Origin of the sequence: Microvirga sp. 2YAF29 (genome assembly GCF_052114605.1) — a bacterium.
GTDB lineage: Bacteria > Pseudomonadota > Alphaproteobacteria > Rhizobiales > Beijerinckiaceae > Microvirga.
The window spans coordinates 183,157-203,115 of record NZ_JBFRFB010000002.1 but is presented as its reverse complement, the minus strand read 5'-3'; the positions used below and the strand labels follow the sequence as shown (position 1 = coordinate 203,115).

The window sequence follows — 19,959 nt, the reverse complement described above, 5'->3', positions numbered from 1 at the left end:
GCCCATGAAAACCGGGTCCACTTTTCCGCACGATGCGCTATAGAAGGGCTTTGGCCCCTCCCGTGCGCCGCCTTGAACGGTGCCTCTGGATGGAATGATGTTCAACTCACTCGACCTGCCTACCGAACCTTCCAAGACCCGTGTCGTCGTCGCGATGTCGGGCGGCGTGGATTCCTCCGTCGTTGCCGCGCTTCTCAAGCGCGAGGGCTACGATGTCATCGGCATCACGCTTCAGCTCTACGACCATGGCGAAGCCGCGCATCGCAAAGGCGCCTGCTGCGCCGGCCAGGACATCTACGATGCCCGCCGGGTAGCGGAGGCCATCGGCATTCCCCATTACGTGCTCGATTACGAGGAACGCTTCCGCAAGGCCGTGATCGACAGCTTCACCCAGAGCTATCTGGCCGGCGAGACGCCGATCCCTTGCGTCGAGTGCAACCGCTCCATCAAGTTCCGGGATCTCCTGGAGACCGCCAAGGAGCTGGGCGCCGACATCCTGGCCACGGGCCATTACGTGGCGAGCCGGGCTCTGGCAGACGGTCGCCGCGCCCTGCACCGGGCGATGGACCCGGACCGGGACCAGAGCTATTTTCTTTATGCGACCACGCCCGCGCAGCTCGATATCCTGCGCTTCCCCTTGGGCGAATTGCCGAAAGAGAAGACCCGCGAATTGGCCCGCGAGTTCGGCCTGACCGTGGCCGAGAAGGCCGACAGCCAGGACATCTGCTTCGTCACGCAAGGCCGCTACAGCGACGTCATCGAGCGCCTGAAGCCCGGCGCCGTGCAGGGCGGCGAGATCGTCCATGTGGATGGCCGCGTGCTCGGCCGCCACGAGGGCATCATTCATTACACCGTGGGTCAGCGGAAGGGCCTGGGCCTTTCCGTGGGCGAGCCCCTCTATGTAGTCAGGCTCGATGCCAAAGAGGCCAGGGTGATCGTGGGGCCACGCGAGGCGCTTGCGACGAAGCTCATCCGCGTCACGGATGTGAACTGGCTTGGCGACGTGCCCCTGGAAGCCTTGGGCGATAAGGGGATGGAGGTCGCCGTGCGGGTCCGTTCCACCCGTGAACCTCGTCCGGCCCTGTTGCGATCCACAGGAACCGTCACTACGGTCGAGCTGTTATCGGCGGAAGACGGGGTGTCTCCCGGTCAAGCTTGTGTCATCTATGAGAGCGATGCTCCGCGGGCACGGGTGCTTGGCGGAGGCACCATCGCCCGCAGTGATGCCACGGCTGCCCCCGCCGCGGCTTGAGGCTCGACTGAAGGAACCCGCATGAACGACGGAGCGACCACGGTTCTGATGCGCAAGGCTTATGCGCGTTGGGCGCCCATTTATGACCTCGTCTACGACAAGCTGACGGAACCGGCCGCCCGCGCCGCCGTGAATGCGGCGGTTGCTTGTGGCCCCAAGGTTCTGGAGGCCGGCGTCGGCACCGGCCTGTCGCTGGGCTACTACCCCCGCCATGCCGAGGTCTATGGGGTCGATCTCTCCGAAGACATGCTGCGCCGGGCGCAAGACAAGGTCGAGAAGCGCGGCCTGTCCCACGTAAAGAGCCTGCAGGTCATGGACGTGACCCGACTCGGCTTTTCCGACGAGATGTTCGATGCGGTCACGGCTCAGTTCATCATCACCCTCGTGCCGGAGCCGGAAGTGGCGCTGACCGAATTCGCCCGCGTGCTGAAGCCCGGCGGCGAGATCGTGCTGGCGAACCATTGGGGTCAGCCCTCCGGCCCGGTTGCCGCCCTTGAGGAAATGGCAGCACCTGTGGCCAAGGCCATCGGCTGGAGTTCGTCCTTCAAGGCTGCCCGCGTCGAAGATTGGGCGCGCAGCACCGGCAACATGGAAGTGGTGGAGCTGCGGTCGCTCTTTCCCGTGGGCTTCTTCAAGCTCATGCGGATCAGGAAGCGCGCCTGAGCCTCTGGCTCAGGGAGACGCCACGGCTGACTTTAGGCGGCTGTGCCCTATATTTGGAGGAGAGGGCACAAACTACAGAAAGTCATCGCCATGCGTCTTTTCATGTTCACGTCACAGGCCAAGGATGACCTGCATGCCTTCGCAGGCGACGAATCCGGCAGCAAGCTTCCGGCCAAATATGGACCCTGGGGCCTGACCGGAACCCTCAATTCCCGCGAAGCGCCGCCCCATAAATTCTCTCGCCGCGCCATCGAGTCTGCGATCTCGGCAGACGGATTTCAGCTCTGGCGCATGAAGTCCAAGGGATAAGCCGCGATCCGTGGCGGAGAAAATCCGCTCGCCGGAGGAGAAACCCGATCTCCTGATCGGGGCCAAATCCCAGCCGCGCTACCATTCCCCAGGCAGATATCCCATTCATCCGGTACGGTTGCCGGGCGAAATCACAGGCCCCTTATAATTTCTTGAGCTAAGCGCCGCCTCTTTCTTGACACTGAGGCTCAATCTTCCCTATATCGCCCATGCCTGACGCGGGTTCGCCCCGCGACCTGGGGCGGAGTAGCTCAGTTGGTCAGAGCAGAGGAATCATAATCCTTGTGTCGGGGGTTCAAATCCCTCCTCCGCTACCATCCTTCAGCCATGCATTGGAAAACGAGAATTTGCATCGGGTCTTAGCCGAAAAGCTCTGCAGCTTAGTCTGAAGTCCCGTCTCGTCCTTCAATCGTCATCAGCGTAGCGGTGAGAAGGGCGACCAGTTTTTCCTGTCCGCCGGTTTTAGCGAAGACCTCCGTTTGCGCCAATGTCAGCGTTCGTCCTGCCTTGACGACGCGTCCGCGCGCCACGATGCGTTTGCCGGCTACGGGGCGATCAGATTTTGAACTCCGTTGTCAGAACGCCTGCTCCCGGTGGCATGAGGATGAGCGCGGCATAGCCTGCGGCGCTGTCTGCGATTGCCGCAACAGCTCCTGCATGGACGAAATCATGCTGCTGCGAGATGGATGGGTTTGGCGAGAGCGTGATATCGACCGCTCCCAGCGCATATGCGCGATCGATGCGCCGAGGGTATTCATCAGACCCTGTTTGTCAAAGCTTGCCAGAACACGGGTCTGGTAGGCCGAATCTTTAGGGACGGAGCGCTCATCCAATTGGCCTTGTGAGAAAGTGCTGCTCCCAGATGAGTATGCAGAACTTTCGGCAATGGCCAAGGTGTCGAGCTTGCTGAAGAATCATAAGGGCAGGGACCCGGGACAGCCAATCGCCCTTCCCAGGCAAGCTCCTCTTCTGCCTAAACCTTGCGCCGATCAACTTTCCTTCTTGCGATAGACTTCGTGGCAGCCGCCGCAATTCTGGCCCACCGGCTGGATGACTGCCTGGAGACCGGCCTGATCCGTAATGCGGGTCTGGGCCGCTTTGGCATCCTGCGCCAGCTTGGCGGAGCGCGCGTCGAAATCCGCCTTGCGCTCCCAGATCACCGGTAGAGCTGCGGTCTTGCCCTGGTGCGAGCCCGCTGGGAAAAGCGCCGGAACCTGCTCGGCATTCCGCTCGATGGCTTGGAGCGCGGCTTTCGCACGCGCTGCGTCGAAGGCGGTCTGGCCGCGAGCCATTCCGGTCAGAAGACGCACCTGCTCCTGGTTGTTCTTCATGAGGTTCTGACGCTGCGCGATCGGGTCGCCATGCTGAGCCACGACGCCTAGGCTGCTACCAACCACGATGCCTGATAATATAAACATTGTCTTGCGCATGATCTCATCCTCACGTGAGAGCAACAGATTTGCTCTTCGAACGAAGAATGGCCAGTGCGAATGAGTCTTATCAAGAAATCCATTCGGCGCAGGAATTTAGCGCCCTGGAAAACTTGGAGATTCACTGACGGAACCTGAAAGTTTGATCGCTTGACGGGCCAGCGCTGCCTCAGCGCCGTACCTCGAGAAGCTCCGACATGGCGCTGGGATCAGGACGCGTGAGAATCTGAACTCTCCGCCCATCCGGGTATTCGATGGTTCGAAGCGTCATAAGTTCGAGACCTGAATCGATGCCTCGCCTCACGCGCTCTTCACGCGTCATAGGTGGCTGGTTCGAGCGCGGCGAAACGCTCGCCTCCCGTGTCGGCCTGCGAACTCTTCTCTCCGCGACCGCCTTCCTTGGCATCGGCTTGATCACCGGTTTCTCAATAGGCTCTGCCGTCTGTTTGACCTCGACCGCAGCCGGTTCCTTGACCGGTGCGACAGGAGGCGTTGATGGTGCAGCGGGCCGCGTCTCGGTTACGATTGGCTGAGATGCCGCATTCTCCGAGGGAGGATCGACCCAAGGACGCGCTGCTTGAGCCAAGCTTGGCGACCCGGTCGCGATGATGCAGGCAAACAACGCCGCGCTTGTCAGCCAATAAAACTTCGTATCCATAGAGGCCTCCCTCTTCTGGCAGAGGGAACGCTTGCGCGACCCCTAATGGTTCCAGCTGAGCCATCCGGAGACTGCTGCTTAAGCGCATGCCCGGCGCGAGATAACATTTCCGTGATGATGACGTTATTCCCGGGAGCCTTTGTCCAAGTGTGCAGGCGCCCCACTTGCCGAACCTTGGCAGGACCCTGACATAGGATCAGGTTTCAATTGAGAGAGGATCATGGACCAGATCATCGCATTAACAGCGGACCCCGCAGCCTGGGTAGCCCTGGCAACCCTTGTCGTGATGGAGGTCGTGCTCGGTATCGACAACCTGATCTTCATTTCCATCCTGACCAACAAGCTTCCTGCTCACCAGCAGGCGAAGGCACGGCGCATCGGCATTGGCCTTGCACTCATCCTGCGCCTCGGCCTGTTGGGTACGATTGCCATCATCGTGCAGCTCACCGACCCGATCTTCACCGCCTTCGGCCATGGCTTCTCCTGGAGAGATATCATCCTCATCGCCGGCGGGTTGTTCCTAGTGTGGAAGGCGACGAAGGAGATTCATCACAATGTGGATCCCAATCGCGGCTCGGACATGTTCGAGACGCGTGGCCCAGTCGTCAGCTTCAGTTCTGTCATCGTTCAGATCCTGCTGCTTGATCTCGTGTTCTCCGTCGACAGCATCATCACGGCGGTCGGCATGACCGAGCACGTGCCGATCATGGTCGTGGCGGTCGTGACCGCAGTGGCAGTGATGCTTTTGGCTGCGGACCCGCTGTCGCGCTTCATCCAGGCCAATCCGACGGTCGTCATGCTGGCGCTGGGATTCTTGCTCATGATCGGCACGACCTTGATCGCAGAAGGTTTCGGCGCGCATGTGCCGAAAGGCTACATCTATGCCGCCATGGCCTTCTCTGCTCTGGTCGAGGGGCTCAACATGCTCTCGCGGAAAAGACAAAAGAGAGCGCAGTAACGTAAAAAGGCGCGGCTGGTTGAGCCAGCCGCGCCTTTCTGATTTCACGGGCGCTCCCTCAGAATACGAAGAAGTCGTGGTGCGTCATCTTCAGCTTCGGAGAAAGCTTCGCGAAGACAATAGCCGCGCCTTTTCCGGATCCGTCGGCATCGTAGCGGAGATAGCCTGACTTGGAATCGTACAGGACATGATCGTTACGGTCCTCGGCGGCGCCGATCTTAAAGAATGCTTCCTTGAGCTTGCCGGTCTTAGAACCCAGTTTCTTGAAGATCGCGTTGTCGAGCCTGATCGTGTCGTCCTTCACATTATAGCCGGAGATGATGTCCACGTTCGCGGAACGGCTCAACTTGGTGTCGAAGACAAAGGTATCCTTGCCCGCTCCGCCGATGAGCCGATCATTGCCAAGACCGCCGTTGAGCATGTCGTGACCGCTGCCGCCCCTCAGCACGTTTCTCGCCGAATTACCGACGATCGTATTGTTGAGGGCATTGCCAGACAGAGCGATGGCATCGGCCCCTGTTCCGAAGAGCTGTTCCACCTCCGGCGAGAGTGTATAGCTCACGGAGGAATAGACGCGGTCGATTCCACCGCCCCTATTCTCGACGACCTGGTCACCCCAGTGATCGACGTAATAGGTGTCGTTTCCGAGTCCGCCTTCCATGTGGTCGGCCCCGCCCATGCCATCGAGAATGTTTGCCTGAGCATTGCCGATGAGCACGTTTCCTGAGAGGGCATTGCCTTTGGCCCAAATTGAATTGCCAGTCAGGATGAGCCGTTCGATGTTATCAGTGAGCACGCCATCGAAGTTGCTGTAAACTGTGTCGAACCCGCCATTGACGCCCTCAACGACAACATCGCCGGGGTTGTCGATGTAGTAAATGTCGTCTCCTTCGCCACCTTCGAGCCAATCGGCTCCTGCTCCACCATCCAGCGTGTCGTCGCCGGCGCCGCCCTTGAGGACGTTGGCAGCGAGATTACCGACCATGTAGTTGTTCAATCCGTTTCCGGTCAGGGTGAGGGCGTCCTCACCAGTTGCGACGATATTCTCGACATTCTCGGACAGAGCGAAGCTGATGGAGGTGTGGACGGTGTCCACCCCTTGCCCTAGAGCCTCGATGGTGAGGTCGCCGGGATCGTCGACGATGTAGATGTCATCGCCGAAACCGCCTTCCATGCGGTCGGCCCCTGCCAAGCCGTTGAGCACGTTGTTCAGGTTGTTGCCAACAAGGTAATCGCCGGAAAGAGCGGTGCCCGTTGCCCAAATTGCCCCGCCGATCAGGACCAGCTTCTCGACTTCGGCCGGAAGGGCGTAGTCAATGCTGCTGTAGATGACGTCGTAACCACCAGCGCCGCCATTGAACTTCTCTGTCACGTGGTCGCCGGCATTGTCGACGTAATAGACATCATCGCCGTCGCCGCCTTCGAGAACGTCGGCTCCTGCGCCGCCATCCAGGGTGTCATTGCCCAAGCCAGACTTCAGGATGTTCGACGCGGCATTGCCGGTCATGCGATTATTGAGTTCGTTGCCGGTCAAATTGATGGCACCGCCGCCGATCGCGACGATGTTCTCGACATTCGCAGATAATGTGAAGTTCACATAAGTGTGGACCGTATCGTTGCCTTGTCCTGGAGCCTCAATGGTAAGATCCCCACTATCATCAACGATGTAGATGTCATCGCCGAGGCCGCCCTCCATGCGGTCCTCGCCTGCCATGCCATCGAGAATGTTGTTCAGATCATTGCCGATCAGATTATTTCCAGAGCCGGAATTGCCCGTGGCTCTGATCGCATTCCCGATCAGGACTAGCTTCTCAACCTCATCCGGCAGGGTATAATCCACAGAGCTATAGATGACGTCGTAGCCGCCGGCGCCCCCGTTGAATTTTTCCGTCACCTTGTCGCCGACGTTGTCGACATAATAAGTATCGTTGCCATCGCCACCTTCGAGAAAATCCGCGCCAAGGCCCCCATCGAGAGTGTCGTGACCAGCGTTCCCTTTGAGCGTGTTGACCGCAGCATTCCCGATGATGCGATTGTTTAGCTCATTGCCATATCCATTGATGGCCGCTGCGCCGATCAGCGTCAGGTGCTCCACATTCGCCGTCAATGTATAAGTGATGGAGGAGCGGACGTGGTCGTCGGTCCCCTCACCGGGATTCTCCGTTACCACATCCTGAGAGTGATTGACGGTATAGGTGTCGTTCCCGCCAAGCCCGCGAAGCTCCTCGCCCTCGTCCGTTCCGACCATCTGATCGTCACGGGACGTTCCTGTCCATACATATCCGGGAACGGAGATCGTTCCCCGGTCCATTCCCGAGATCGTATTGTCGACGATTGCCGTTCCGGACGGAGTTTGAGCGGCGTTGTCCTTCTCCTCCCGGATACCGTAGCGTGAATTGATGGCGCCGGTGGAAGAGATGGTGTTGTCCAGGATCTGGGTGTTGGTAGAGTAATATATCTCACCGCTGACAGCGGTATCGTCGCGTAGCCGGATATTGATTTCGTCGTAGGTGCCGTCCGCTTCCTGCGAGTTGTTGGAAATCGTGCTGTTCCGCACAATCGTGTCCGTCGCCCCTTCGATCCTGATGCCTTGGCGCATATTGCCGTACACCTTGGCGCCGTCGATGACGACATCATCGGACAGTTTGACGAGAATGCCTTCCTTGGTATTCCCATAATACTCACCGCCGATAATCCGGATGTCGCTCACCCAGTCGATCGTCGTGGAGCCTTCGCGGGGGATGTCGCCGCGCTGCACGGTGATGCCCGCTGACCCGTTCTCGTAGGCCTTGTTGCCGATCAGATCGATATCTGTGCTTGCATTCTGGATGTTGAAGCCATGGCGATCATTGTTATAGGCACTGTTGTTCTCATAAACGCCACCGACCACGCCGTCCGCTACGAAGCCGTCGAGGCCGTTTCCGTGAGCGACACTGTTCTTGATGGTGACATTGTGCGAGGTTTCGTGAGGATTGAAGCCATAGGCAGTGCAATCCTTGATCTCGACGCCTTCCAGAGAGATGTTCTCCTGAAGATCTTCTTTGTCGCCGCAGATGAAGCCGGCTTGATGCCCTGTATTGTTCGCACGATTGCCGTCGATGGTCAGGTTAGCAACCGACACATCATTGATCTCACCAAGAGCCGTTCGGACAATGCCGTTGATGCGCTCATTGAATCCGTCGACGAGCCTGAGCGTCGTTTGGCCCATGCCTTGCCCGACAAGCGCGACGCCGCTGAGCAATTCAACCGGACCCTTCGACGGGTTGGTTGGATCGCCGGCGACTGCATATGTGCCGGCGGAAAGTTGAACCGTGACTTGCCCGGCGCTTGGATTGAGGAGATAGGCCTTGTTCGCATTCGTGATGGCTGTCTTGATGGCAGCCATATCCTGTTCGGCATTTCCTGTCGGAGGATCGACGTGAATGATCGTGGGCATATACCAAGTCCCTTGTTTGGAGTTCTTGATATAGCAAGGGATGAGGGCCGTTCGATTGAGCCTTCGAGGTAATCCGTCAGGTCGAGAGTTTATGGAGGGTTAGATGTCTAGCATTATATTTTGGAAAAAATTAGGCTACCTGCAAAGCAGCCGCATCGCAATCGAAGAACACTGAATTTCTCCGGAGCCGTAACGCGCGGTGGTGATTAGATGATGATGAAGTGTGAGGCCGTCAGCGACAAACTCGCGTCAATCCTGGCGAATTGAACGGCCTCCATACTTCCGGTTCCATCGGCATCATAGAATAGAGTGCCGGTCTTATCGTTGTAGATGATCCTGTCACTCTCGTCGCTGGCTTGTGTTCCGATGAAGAAACTGTCTGCGGAAAGCCTGCCTGATTTAAGGTTGGTATAAACGGAGTCGTTGAGGCGAATGACGTCATGCTTCACGCTGAAGTCCCTGATGACATCCATGTTTGTCTTGCTGTCGGGTTTGGTATCGAACACGAAAGTGTCCCTGCCAGCTCCTCCAATGAGCGTGTCATTGCCGCCCTTGCCGTACAATTTGTCCGAGTCTCCATATCCATAGATCATGTCCTTGGAGGAAGAGCCGCTCAGCACATTGTGCCCCTTGGTACCCTTGATAATGTTCTTTACATCGGAGGACGAAGAGGGAGCTGCGCCTTTTGCGCCTGAGCCGTGGCTATAGTTCAGGGCATAGAATGAGGTTTGCCCGTAGCCTGTGCCCTGCGTCTCGTTTACGCCGAGATAAACGCCTGCCTTGAAATAGAATTTATCCGTGTCCCAAACGTCGTTGATCGGGGTTTGCGATTTGTAGAGCTTGCCATCGGCCCGGACGGCCACTTCTAGAAAGTCGCCTTTCGCCTTGATGGAATACGAGAAACGCTCGTCCAGCGAAACGCTAGGCTTGTGCCCACGCGAGTCCTTCAGGTCAAAACGCAGTTCTCTGTTGTCGGGGCCTGCCTGGTCATTCTTGAAGTAGATGGTGTTGTTTTCCCAATACAATCTGACAAGTTCATCATCCTGGCCATGAACCTGGCCAATGACGATACGCCCGCCTTTGCCAGTGTGAAGGGTAGGGACTTCGTTGACCTTGAGCGTTGCCGATAGGGTGCCGCCCTGAGCAAGGGACCATGCTGCGCGCTCGGAGCCCTTCACCTCTCGAAGTTCGGTGCGGGCATATCGCGAGCCGCTTGTCGTGGCGCCTTCCGCCGGCGCCTTGAACACCATCGCCCCATCCTGCCCGGTATAGAAGTAAACGGGGTTCTCGTAACCGCCAAGCTCCTTCACCTCGACGGCGGTTCGAACGAAGCGCCCGGATGCGTCTACAGGCAGCGTAATCTTCCAATTTCTCAGGCTAAAATTGCCACTCGGAGCGGCATCAAAATCCAAAGCCACCGTCTTGCCCCAAAATAAATCAGGTCCCATTTCTTGGGACTTCTGCAATAGAAATTTAATAACGCCTCGTCGGCGAGCAGGTGCTTCACCAGATGGCGAAATATTGCACCGCCATATTAATTATGAGTGATGCTCACTTCAGAGAGCTGAGCGCTCCAAAAATTAAAGAACTCAACTATAGAATGGCACCTTTGTTACTTGCATAAGGCAACATTATGGCGGCTGTCAATTCTTCCTTACCTTAAGGTATGATTCCAGCGCCGCGCCCGTTCGCCGCAAGTCGCGGCGCGGGTAGCCCTGATGTGCCTCTGACCACATCGAGCGGTGTTGCTCAAACCGGATGCTCTTGCGCCAAGCCTTTGCAAAGCCTGCCTAGTACCCGGGCATCGGCTTAAGGCAACTCGTCTCCTATAGGTGTTTTCAAGCTCTTTCGAGTTACTGTAAGCCGGTAGAGGGAGTAATGCTTTGCCATATCCCTCGGGAGTATCTCGCCAGCCGAAATAGTGACGAGAAAAAGGCCAGAGCGATAGTATTTAATAGGTTGTAACGGGCGCTGCCGAAGTTTTTCGCGCTTGATTTTTCACTGTTGTCCAGCAGGAACAGCCTATGCAAATCAGTGTTTTTGGAATTGGCTATGTGGGAGCCGTTTCGGCTGCATGTCTGGCCAATGACGGTCATCATGTCATTGCAGTCGATCCGAACCCTCAAAAGGTCGAGCCTCTCAACGCCGGCATCAGCCCCATTGTCGAGCCGGGCCTTGAAGGCCTCATCCAGGACGGCATCCGTTCGAAGCGTCTGACGGCGACAAGCGATGTCCGTGACGCCATTCAAAGCACCGACATTTCGTTCGTTTGCGTGGGAACACCCTCGCGCTCGAACGGTTCTCTCGACACGAATTACGTCACCGCTGCGGCCGAGGAAATCGGAGCTGCGATCCGCGAGAAGAACTCGTTTCATTCCGTCGTTATGCGCTCGACCATTCTGCCCGGGACGATGGAAAGTATCATTCTTCCCGCGCTTGAGCGCGCCTCGGGGCGCCAGGCCGGCGTCGGTTTCGGCGTTGCCTATTATCCGGAGTTTCTGCGTGAAAGCACTGCTCTTGCCGATTATTACGACCCGGGTGCGATCATATTCGGCCGTCATGATCAACCGACGGTGGATCGTCTCGTCGAATTGCATAAGATCTTCAAGGTCGAGCCGCGCATCGTTTCGATCCGCACTGCGGAAGCGGTGAAATACACCAACAATGCCTGGCATGCGCTAAAGATCAGCTTTGCCAATGAGATCGGCAACATCTGCAAGGCAGCCGGCATCGACGGCCACACGGTCATGGATGTTCTGTGCGCGGACACGCGCCTCAACATTTCGAAAGCCTATCTCAAGCCGGGTTTCGCCTTCGGCGGTTCGTGCCTCCCGAAAGACCTGCGAGCTTTGCGCTTTGCCGCGCGCAAGCTGGAGGTGTCCACGCCTGTTCTCGATGCAACCATGGAAGCCAACGAGGAGCAACTCCGCCGCGCCTATGCCATGGTCGCGGCCACCGGCAAGCGCCGTATCGGCATCATAGGTCTGAGCTTCAAGCCTGGGACCGACGACTTGCGCGAAAGCCCGCTGGTGGAGCTCGCCGAGCGCCTGTTCGGCCGCGGATACGACATCCGCATTTATGATCCGAACATCCAGGTGTCGAAGCTGACGGGAGCCAACCTGCAATTCGTTCGCTCTCATCTGCCGCATCTCACCTCCCTGCTGACGGCGGACATCAATGAAGTGGTTGACCACGCGGAGGTCTTTGTCCTCGGGAACCGCGCTGAAGCCGCGCGCTTGATGGGTGTCATCGATGACGACCGCCCGCTCATCGATCTCGTCCGTATCGACCAGACAAGGTGTTCAAGTGAGCTCTATCAGGGAATCTGCTGGTAATACCGGCAGCGTTCGGCTCTCGGAGTCGGTTTGGGGACATCTGCTCTACGTCGTTGCCGTTGTAGTCTTTGCGATTGAAATGCCGGCTGAGGCCTATGGCATGATCGGCGGCGGATTCATCGGAGCGGTCGGGTTTCTGGCGATCTGGCGCTACGGATGGGGATTCCTCCATTTCATCCGTGCGCTGGTTTACCGGAGGTGGGTTTTCCCAAGGATGCGTAAGGTCGCCGACGGCATGGTGAGCATGCAGGCTCACCATGCCTACCTGCTCGTCACATCGTTTCGGATCGATGCCGCCGTCACGGCTCGGGTCTACAAGGCTGCTTTCGAGGCTGCTCTTGCTGCACCGGGAAGAGCAACGGTCGTCGCCTCGCTCGTAGAGGCAGGTGATCAGCGTCTCGTGAAGGCCTTGTATCACAGCATCTGCAAGGATCAGGACAAGGTCGACCTCGTCGTTGTCCGCATCGCCGGCACTGGCAAGCGCGACGCACTTGCCTATGGCTTTCGGGCGATTGCACGGCGGTCGCCTTCGAGGGACGATGTCGTCGCTGTGATCGACGGCGACAGCATCGTGCCGAGCGATCTCATCGGCAAATGCGCAGGTTTCTTCCAACTCGATCCGCAGATCGGCGCATTGACGACGGATGAGGCAAGCGAAGTCCGCGGCAGCCGAATCTTCCAGGAGTGGTATACGCTCCGTTTCGCTCAGAGACACACTCTCATGTCGTCGATGGGCCTCTCGGGGCGGGTTCTGACACTCACCGGCCGGATGTCGATGTTTCGCGCCGACATCGTTTGTGATCCGACCTTCATCAGCCAAGTCGAACTCGACTATATCGACCACTGGCGTCTTGGGCGGTTCAAGTTTCTGACAGGCGACGACAAGTCGAGCTGGTTCTGGCTTCTGCGGAACGGCTACAAGATGGTCTATGTCCCCGACATGGTTGTCATGACGGTCGAGGATCCACCGACCACGAACTTCGTATCGGCGGCAGCCATGCTGATGGTGCGGTGGTTCGGCAACATGTTGCGGACCAACTCCCGTGCCCTGGCTCTCGGCCCGAAACGGATCGGCCTCTTCACATGGTGGGCCATTCTCGATCAGCGAATGTCCATGTGGACTTCGCTCGTCGGCTTCGCCATCGCGATGATCGCCAGCTTCTTCATCAGCGGATACGTATTCCTGCTTTATGCGCTGTGGATCCTGGTATCCCGCTACGTACTGACGCTCTCGCTCCTCGCCGCACGCCCCAGGGTGTCCGTATTCTATCCCTTCCTGCTGTATTTCAACCAGATATTCGGATCCTTGGTGAAAGTTCACATCACCTTCCGTCTCGACCGGCAGAAGTGGACACGCCAGAAAACCACCTCGGCACGCGCCGCGAAGCGTCCCTTCGCTGCAAGCAATGCCATGTCGGCCTACATGCATGGCCTTTCGCTCGTTGCCTTTCTGACAGTGCTGGCCTGGAGCGTGGATGTCCTGCCGACGCCGAGAGCTTTTCTCTTTTTTCCCTGACCAAGCGATTTCCGAGATGGAGAATCTAGAAATGATGATCACGCATGAAGCTGAGGTTCAACGACAGCATCCTCGCTACCGCTTGCCGATGAAGTGCCTTTATGCCGGAACGCAAGTGCAGGTCATCGATCTTTCCATCGGTGGAATTGGTGTTCGCAACGGAGCCTTCGATGCCGTTCCTGGCTGTATCGTGGCTCTCACGCTGATATTTCCTTTCAACGGTTATGAGCTCACGCTGCCGGTACAGGCGGAAGTTCGCTACGTGAATGAAGAGCATAGCCGCGTCGGGATGCGTTTCGCCAATGTATCCCCCCGGCAGCACAACCTGCTTCGCTTCGTCCTCGATGCCTATCTCTCGGGAGAGATTGTGGAGGCCGGGGATGTCCTGGATGTCGTCTCCCGACGCAACGAGGGCAAAACCCGCGATGTGCCGCAGCGCCCGAAGCCGCAAGGGCTCAAGGAGAACGCATTCCATTACGGACGCAATTTCGCCGGTTACGCTGCTGTCGCTGCCGTAACCCTGCTCCTCGTCGGTTTCATCGCAAGCGGCATCTTCCAGAAGCTTTACATCATCCCGGCGCAATCGGCGCAGATCACGGCGGATCTCGTCACCGTTCCCGCGCCGTCGAGCGGTCAACTGACCTTCGTGGCATCGGGGGATGAAGTGCAGGCAGGTGAGCCGCTTCTCACCATCCAGGGACCGCAGGGCAGCAACAGCATTGTCATCGACAGCCCTTGCGACTGTATCGTGCAGGCCCGCTACAACCGCGCCTCGAACTTCGTTAGGGACGGGGCTCCGATTCTTGTCCTGCGGGAGAAGACGAGCGCTCCATACATCACGGCTAGCATTCCACAGACAGAGGTGTTGCGCTTCTATCGCGGCGCGAAGGCCGTCATCGAATATGCCGACGGCACGACCGTTCGGGATGTGCAGGTCGAGCGTCTTCCGACCTTGCCCGATAATGGCGCCGGGAACGGTCGTTTCCTCGTCAAGATCGCACCCGGCCGCGAGCTTGAAAGCAGCACTATAGGACAACCTGTCTCCGTCGTGTTCGACACGTTCTCCGGTTCGTCCGTCGGCAGCGCCGCGACCAAGATTCATGCCGGAATGAGCTGGGCGGGTAGCCGGATCGCATCGATCTTCCGCGGTGATGGGCCTGGCGTATCGCAAGATGCACAGGCTACGGTAATGGCCGACGACAAGCGTATCGCGACACTGAAGTAAAAACACGAATCGTTCGCTACAAAATTGTTTGGAGATGAATAATGGATAATATCATTCCGGTTCTAATGTGCGGCGGATCGGGTACTCGCCTGTGGCCTGTCTCTCGGTCCAGCGAGCCCAAGCAGTTTCATGCTCTCTCCGGCGATCACAGTCTTTTCCAGCAGACAGTCCAGCGCTTTCGCACCGAGCTCTACGCCGAGCCGCTTATCATCGTAAACAGCAACCATCGCGATCTCGCCCTGCGGGAATTCGGTGAGATCGGCCCCGGGGCCGTGCGCCTTCTGGTCGAACCATCGGTGCGCAGCACGGCTCCCGCCATCGCGGCGGCGGCGGCCCTGATCGCCGAGGAGGACATCGACCGCCTCATGCTCGTGGCGCCCAGCGACCACGTGATCGAGCAGGCGGAAGTGTTCTCGGAGGCGGTAGCCCAAGCCGTCGATGCCGCCCGCAAGGGCCAGATCGTTCTCTTCGGCATCCGTCCGACCCATGCGGAAACCGGGTTCGGCTATATCGAAGTCGGCGACGCCTATGACGAGGCGAGCTTCAAGGTCGCAGGCTTCGTCGAGAAGCCGAAGCGTCCTGATGCCGAAGCCCTGTTCTCCGGTGGGCGCCACTTGTGGAACAGCGGGATCTTCATGTTCACTGCCCGCACGATCATCGAGGAGCTTGAGCGCTACGCTCCGGAAGTCATGGCTTGCGCAAGACGTGCGCTCGGCTCCGCTAAACGGGGCAACGACACGATCCGCCTCTCGGCGGAGTTTGACGCGGCTCCCGCGATTTCAATCGATTATGCCGTGATGGAGCACAGCGAGCGTCTCGTCTGTGTTCCTGTATCGCCCGAATGGCGCGATCTCGGCTCTTGGTCGGCCCTCTGGGATGTCGGGGCGAAGGATGGCCATGGTAACGTCTCAAGGGGTGACACGCTTCTTCATGACGTGCGCAACAGCTATGTGCATGGCAATTCCCGCCTCGTCGCTGTTCTCGGCCTAGAGAAAATCGTCGTAGTCGATACGGCCGACGCCGTTCTTGTCGGTTCCATCGATCAGGCGCAGAACGTGGGGCGCCTTGCGAGCGAGCTTGCGGCAAACCGCCGGCCCGAGGCCAATACTCACCGCAAGGTCCGCCGTCCATGGGGATCGTACGAATCCTTGCGAGTGGGCGAGGGCTTCCAGGTCAAGCACATCATCGTCGATGTGGCGGGCAGGCTCTCACTCCAATATCATCACTTCCGGTCCGAGCATTGGACGGTGGTGTCCGGCACCGCGCGCGTCACGGTGGGCGATGCCGTCTCCGTGATGACAGCCAACGAGTCCGTCTACATTCCAAAAGGCGATGTCCACCGGCTCGAGAATATCGGCGATGAGGAACTGCACCTGATTGAGGTGCAATGCGGCTCGTATCTCGGCGAGGACGATATCGTGCGACTGGAGGATCAATATGATCGTATCGTCGCGAGTTGAGCGCCGCCGCATGCCGGCCTTCGTTGCCATCCTGGCAATCGTGCTGAGCACCGGGATCCTGGCGACGGGGGCCGTCGCTCAGGAGCCTAACGAGGTCTCACGCCTCGCCGAGGAAGCGAGGCAGGCTTTCATATCCGCTGAGCAGGGAAGTAATGCGAAGCAGAGGGCAGGCTTCTATCAGGTTGTTCTTGCCCGCGTCCAGCTTCTCGAAAAGTTTGCCGGTTCCCAAGCCGGGGGAGCATCCGAATTTCGTGGCAGCGCGAAAACCGAACTCGCGCGTCTGGCGGATGATGGATTGAGCCGCGATATGATCGGCGCCATGCTGCTCCAATCCTCCCTGACGGAAATGGCGGCCTCGCAATCAAACGCGGATCGCGTCGAACTCGGCGTCACCCTTCATCAGATCGCGAGCGAACAGAAGGCGCCTGAATACCGCGCGGCGGCCTTTATCGAACTTGCCCAGGCTTATGCGAGGCTCGGTGTTCAGGACCGCTCCCTTCGCTATGTGCAGCTTGCGATCGATACGGCGAAGTCTATCCCCGGAGCAGGTGAGCAATCTGGCGCTTATAATGCCGCCGCACGCCTTGCCGCCAATCTCGGCCCGGTCGGAAGCGCCCTGGCCGAACGTGCCATCACACAGATGCCGCGCGCCCGGGACCGCGCCTATGCCCGTCAGGATCTGGCGGTGGCGCGTCTCAAGGGTACGCCTTGGCAGAAGGCCTCGAAGGAGCAGCTTGCGGCGGAGGCGCGCAAGCGCCTTTCAGCTGGAGACATTCCTGGAAGCCTCCAGGTTGCGCTGGCGCTTCCAGGCAGCGCCGATCAGGAGAAAGTCCTCAACGATATTCTTGCCGCGTCACTGAAGAAGCAGGATCAGCAGTCAGCATTGGCCGCCGCACAGGGGTTCTTCAGCCCTAGCGACCAGCAGAAGGCCCTTGCCGCCCTTGTGAAGGATAATGCCGCCAAGGGCGCGCCGCTCCAGTCGGTGGGCATTCTCGACAGCATGCAAGACGGTGCCGAGAAGATCACGGCACAGCTTACGCTCGCGAGCGAGTTGGCCCGCGCAGGTTATGGCAGCATGGCGGAGGAGGTTTTCACTAAAACATTGCAGAGCGCCGAGGCTGCGGATGAGGCAACGCAGGTTGTGGTGTGGCCCGAAGCCGTCCGTGCTCTCACGCGAGCAGACCGTCTCGATCAGGCGATGAGCTATATTGGGCGGTTGCAGGAAAGCTCCGAGACGTCTTCCACCCTCGGCGATCTTGCCAAGCGGCTGGCTGAAAGCGAGCGTCTTTCCGATGCTGAAGCCCTGATGCCGAAGATTCGCGAGCGAGAAGATCGGTCGCATGCGCTCAGCGGCATCGGCCGTGCCAAAGCCCAGGCAGGCGATGCCGCCGGTGCGCTCCAGATCGTCGCCGACATCTCCGAGTCGGAGGATGCAGGCCGCGTGCAGGCGGCGGTCGTTAAGTCGCAATCCCAAGCCGGAAAGTTCAGTGATGCCATGGCGCTGGCCGGAGGTATCGCGGACAAGGACGCGCAGGTCGAGGCATGGGTCGAGATCGGCCGGCAGGCGAGCCGTAAGAAAGACGGAAAGACTGGTGAGCAGGCTTACGCGGAAGCGATCCGCATTGCAGAAAGCCAGGACAAGACGGATCGGGACAAGGCGCTCTACACCATCGTCAAATCGCTCGCCGAACTCGGAGACAAGGCGCGAGCTGACGATCTGAGGCAGCGGATCATCGATGACAAGATCCGTGTCCGGGCGGATGAAGCTTTGGCGAAGGCCGAAGCCAAGCAGGCCGTGGAGCAGAAGAAGCGCAGCAGCTTGCCGGATGCGGTGCTCAAGCGCCGCCTGAGCCAAATGACGAGCGATGCCGACAAGGAAGACATTGCACTGGAAATCGCTGAGCAGGGCGATGGCGTCGTTCTGGCGGCTGATCTCATTCGTTCGATTACGGATGATCGCGGTCGTGTCGTCGCCTTCCGCCGTCTTGCCGAGAAGCAGGCCGCTTCTCTGTCCAAGCCCGTGGAGGATGTGACGGAAGTTGTCGATACGACCGCGAGCCTTCCGCCATCGGATGAGGCGGAATTCGGTCCCGAACAGCGTACCCGCCGGGGATTGGTACTTGCGAAAGTCGAAAGTGAGCCTGCCGCCTCCGTCAAGGTTCCGCTGCCAGCGCATTTCGCGCAGGCGAGCGACGTCCGAGACATGGTGCCCTGGCCGAGCGGCGCAGATGCAGGTGTGACGTTCGCAAACTACAATCTCTACATCTCGAAATTCCTGGACGAAGGCCCGACCGGCAGCACCCGCATTGAGCAGGCTGTGCGTTATCAGGGCATTCCGAGCCCGCGCCTCATCGTCGTCCGAAAGGGCGTGACGACATTGGGCATGCTGGCCCGACAGCTCAAGGGAACGCCCGACCAGAACCTGATGTCTCTCGACGGCGATGTGCTGACCCTGCGCGCGCCTGTCTTCGTCGCTCCCGGTGCGACGCTCATCCTTTCCCGCCTTGACGTTCCGACCTATCGTCTGAGCGCGGAAGCAGGTGCTTTCATCGCCAGCGCCGGTGAGCTCCATGTGGTCGATGCCGATGTGATCGGCTACAGCGAAAAGGCTGAGCAGCCGGCTTGGTCCGACAAGAGCAAGACCCACATTTTCCGTCCCTTCCTGCTGAGCTGGGGCGACGGGCGCATGAACGTGGCATCGTCCGTTCTGGTCGCCCTCGGCTATGAGAATTCAAAGTCGTTCGGCCTTTCCTATTCGTCGGGCCCCATCCGGGTATCCGAGCTTCGCGATCAGGCTCATGCGACCGGGTACGTGGTCGACAACGTATTCCGAAATTCGCATTTTGGCTTCTACTCCTACGAGGCGGAGAGCATCCAGATCGTTGGCAACGAATATGTCGACAATGTCATCTATGGACTCGATCCCCATGACCGAACGCGCAAGCTGACCATCGCCTACAACACGACCTACGGTACAATGGTGAAGCACGGCATCATCATCTCGCGCGAGGTGGATGAAAGCTGGATTATCGGCAACCTGACCTTCGACAATGTCGGTTCCGGAATCATGTTGGACCGCGACAGCTCCAACAACATCGTCCACGCCAACAGCGCATTTCAGAACCTGCAGGATGGCATCACGCTGTTCGAGAGTTCCTGCAATCTGATGATCAGCAACCAGCTCATTGCCAACAAGCGCGACGGATTGAAGGTGCGTAACAGTTTCGACATCGGTGTCTACGGCAACCGTATCGAGCGGAACGGAAGTGCTGGTGTAAGCGCCTATGTGGCCAATCTTCTCGATACGAAGAGTGGCGACACGCGGGATTTCAAGCTGGATCCCTATGCTCCAGTCACGAGCGTATCGCTGCGCCGCAATCGGTTCTCCGCCAACGGTGTCGGCATCAATGCGCAAGGCGCATCGGGTCTGACCCTGTTCTCGAACCGCTTCGTCAAGCAGTCGCGGCGCCTGTTCGGCGGCGATCTTCGCGGGCTCGAAGGATTGGTGCTTCAGGCGGCCTCCCAGACCGACACGCTGGTCGCGAGCACTTGCCGCCCGGCACGACCGGTCATCGCCTGTCATCTGCGCGATCAAGGTTACTTCGAAGGCGGAGCAGATTTGCGAATCTTCGATTCCAATGCATCGTCCGATTGCACAACTACGAACGACACCGTTCAGCATCGGGCCTTCTCCAATACATCGCAAGGAACTTGAGA

13 protein-coding genes and 1 tRNA gene are annotated in these 19,959 nt (G+C 58.8%); 11 read left to right on the top strand and 3 right to left on the bottom strand.

Annotation, left to right across the window (positions count from 1 at the left end):
* The first annotated feature begins 97 nt into the window (after positions 1-97).
* The 4 genes from mnmA (at position 98) to AB4Y85_RS03250 (ending at position 2,541) form a co-directional block, all read left to right on the top strand.
* Complete coding sequence (gene mnmA / locus AB4Y85_RS03265) at positions 98-1,252, top strand: tRNA 2-thiouridine(34) synthase MnmA (protein WP_441983699.1); 1,155 nt, start codon at positions 98-100, stop codon at positions 1,250-1,252.
* Between the two features lie 21 nt (positions 1,253-1,273).
* Positions 1,274-1,915: a class I SAM-dependent methyltransferase gene (locus AB4Y85_RS03260; RefSeq protein WP_441983421.1), complete on the top strand. Its 642-nt coding sequence runs from the start codon at positions 1,274-1,276 to the stop codon at positions 1,913-1,915.
* 102 nt (positions 1,916-2,017) lie between these two features.
* Positions 2,018-2,224: a hypothetical protein gene (locus AB4Y85_RS03255; RefSeq protein ID WP_441983420.1), complete on the top strand. Its 207-nt coding sequence runs from the start codon at positions 2,018-2,020 to the stop codon at positions 2,222-2,224.
* A gap of 240 nt (positions 2,225-2,464) precedes the next feature.
* Positions 2,465-2,541, top strand: a tRNA-Met gene (locus AB4Y85_RS03250).
* A 672-nt stretch (positions 2,542-3,213) separates the two neighbouring features.
* Here AB4Y85_RS03250 and AB4Y85_RS03245 read toward each other — a convergent pair.
* The gene (locus AB4Y85_RS03245) at positions 3,214-3,654 is read right to left on the bottom strand and encodes a c-type cytochrome (RefSeq protein WP_441983419.1); all 441 of its coding nucleotides are present in this window, start codon (positions 3,652-3,654) and stop codon (positions 3,214-3,216) included.
* 290 nt (positions 3,655-3,944) lie between these two features.
* Between AB4Y85_RS03245 and AB4Y85_RS03240 the strand changes: the two genes are divergently transcribed.
* Both AB4Y85_RS03240 and AB4Y85_RS03235 read left to right on the top strand, forming a co-directional pair.
* Positions 3,945-4,187: a hypothetical protein gene (locus AB4Y85_RS03240; RefSeq protein WP_441983418.1), complete on the top strand. Its 243-nt coding sequence runs from the start codon at positions 3,945-3,947 to the stop codon at positions 4,185-4,187.
* Between the two features lie 345 nt (positions 4,188-4,532).
* Positions 4,533-5,270 carry a TerC family protein gene (locus AB4Y85_RS03235; protein WP_441983417.1) on the top strand — a complete coding sequence of 246 codons (738 nt, stop codon included), beginning with the start codon at positions 4,533-4,535 and terminating at the stop codon, positions 5,268-5,270.
* A 58-nt stretch (positions 5,271-5,328) separates the two neighbouring features.
* Here AB4Y85_RS03235 and AB4Y85_RS03230 read toward each other — a convergent pair whose 3' ends face one another.
* Both AB4Y85_RS03230 and AB4Y85_RS03225 read right to left on the bottom strand, forming a co-directional pair.
* A complete protein-coding gene (locus AB4Y85_RS03230; protein ID WP_441983416.1) occupies positions 5,329-8,706 on the bottom strand; it encodes a right-handed parallel beta-helix repeat-containing protein in 3,378 nt (1,125 codons plus the stop codon).
* A gap of 206 nt (positions 8,707-8,912) precedes the next feature.
* Positions 8,913-10,124: a polysaccharide lyase family 7 protein gene (locus AB4Y85_RS03225; protein WP_441983415.1), complete on the bottom strand. Its 1,212-nt coding sequence runs from the start codon at positions 10,122-10,124 to the stop codon at positions 8,913-8,915.
* Positions 10,125-10,730: 606 nt separating this feature from the next.
* On the opposite strand from AB4Y85_RS03225, the gene AB4Y85_RS03220 reads away from it, so the two are divergent.
* Genes AB4Y85_RS03220 through AB4Y85_RS03200 form a run of 5 tightly spaced genes read left to right on the top strand, consistent with a single transcriptional unit; the run spans position 10,731 to position 19,957 of the window.
* Positions 10,731-12,041 (top strand): nucleotide sugar dehydrogenase, encoded by a 1,311-nt coding sequence (locus AB4Y85_RS03220; protein WP_441983414.1) that lies wholly within the window; start codon positions 10,731-10,733, stop codon positions 12,039-12,041.
* Positions 12,013-13,557 (top strand): glycosyltransferase, encoded by a 1,545-nt coding sequence (locus AB4Y85_RS03215; protein WP_441983413.1) that lies wholly within the window; start codon positions 12,013-12,015, stop codon positions 13,555-13,557. Before AB4Y85_RS03220 ends, AB4Y85_RS03215 begins: the two co-directional genes overlap by 29 nt.
* A 31-nt stretch (positions 13,558-13,588) precedes the next feature.
* A complete protein-coding gene (locus tag AB4Y85_RS03210; protein WP_441983412.1) occupies positions 13,589-14,782 on the top strand; it encodes a PilZ domain-containing protein in 1,194 nt (397 codons plus the stop codon).
* 41 nt (positions 14,783-14,823) lie between these two features.
* Positions 14,824-16,242 (top strand): mannose-1-phosphate guanylyltransferase/mannose-6-phosphate isomerase, encoded by a 1,419-nt coding sequence (locus tag AB4Y85_RS03205; RefSeq protein ID WP_441983411.1) that lies wholly within the window; start codon positions 14,824-14,826, stop codon positions 16,240-16,242.
* Complete coding sequence (locus tag AB4Y85_RS03200; protein ID WP_441983410.1) at positions 16,220-19,957, top strand: right-handed parallel beta-helix repeat-containing protein; 3,738 nt, start codon at positions 16,220-16,222, stop codon at positions 19,955-19,957. Before AB4Y85_RS03205 ends, AB4Y85_RS03200 begins: the two co-directional genes overlap by 23 nt.
* Positions 19,958-19,959 lie beyond the last annotated feature (2 nt).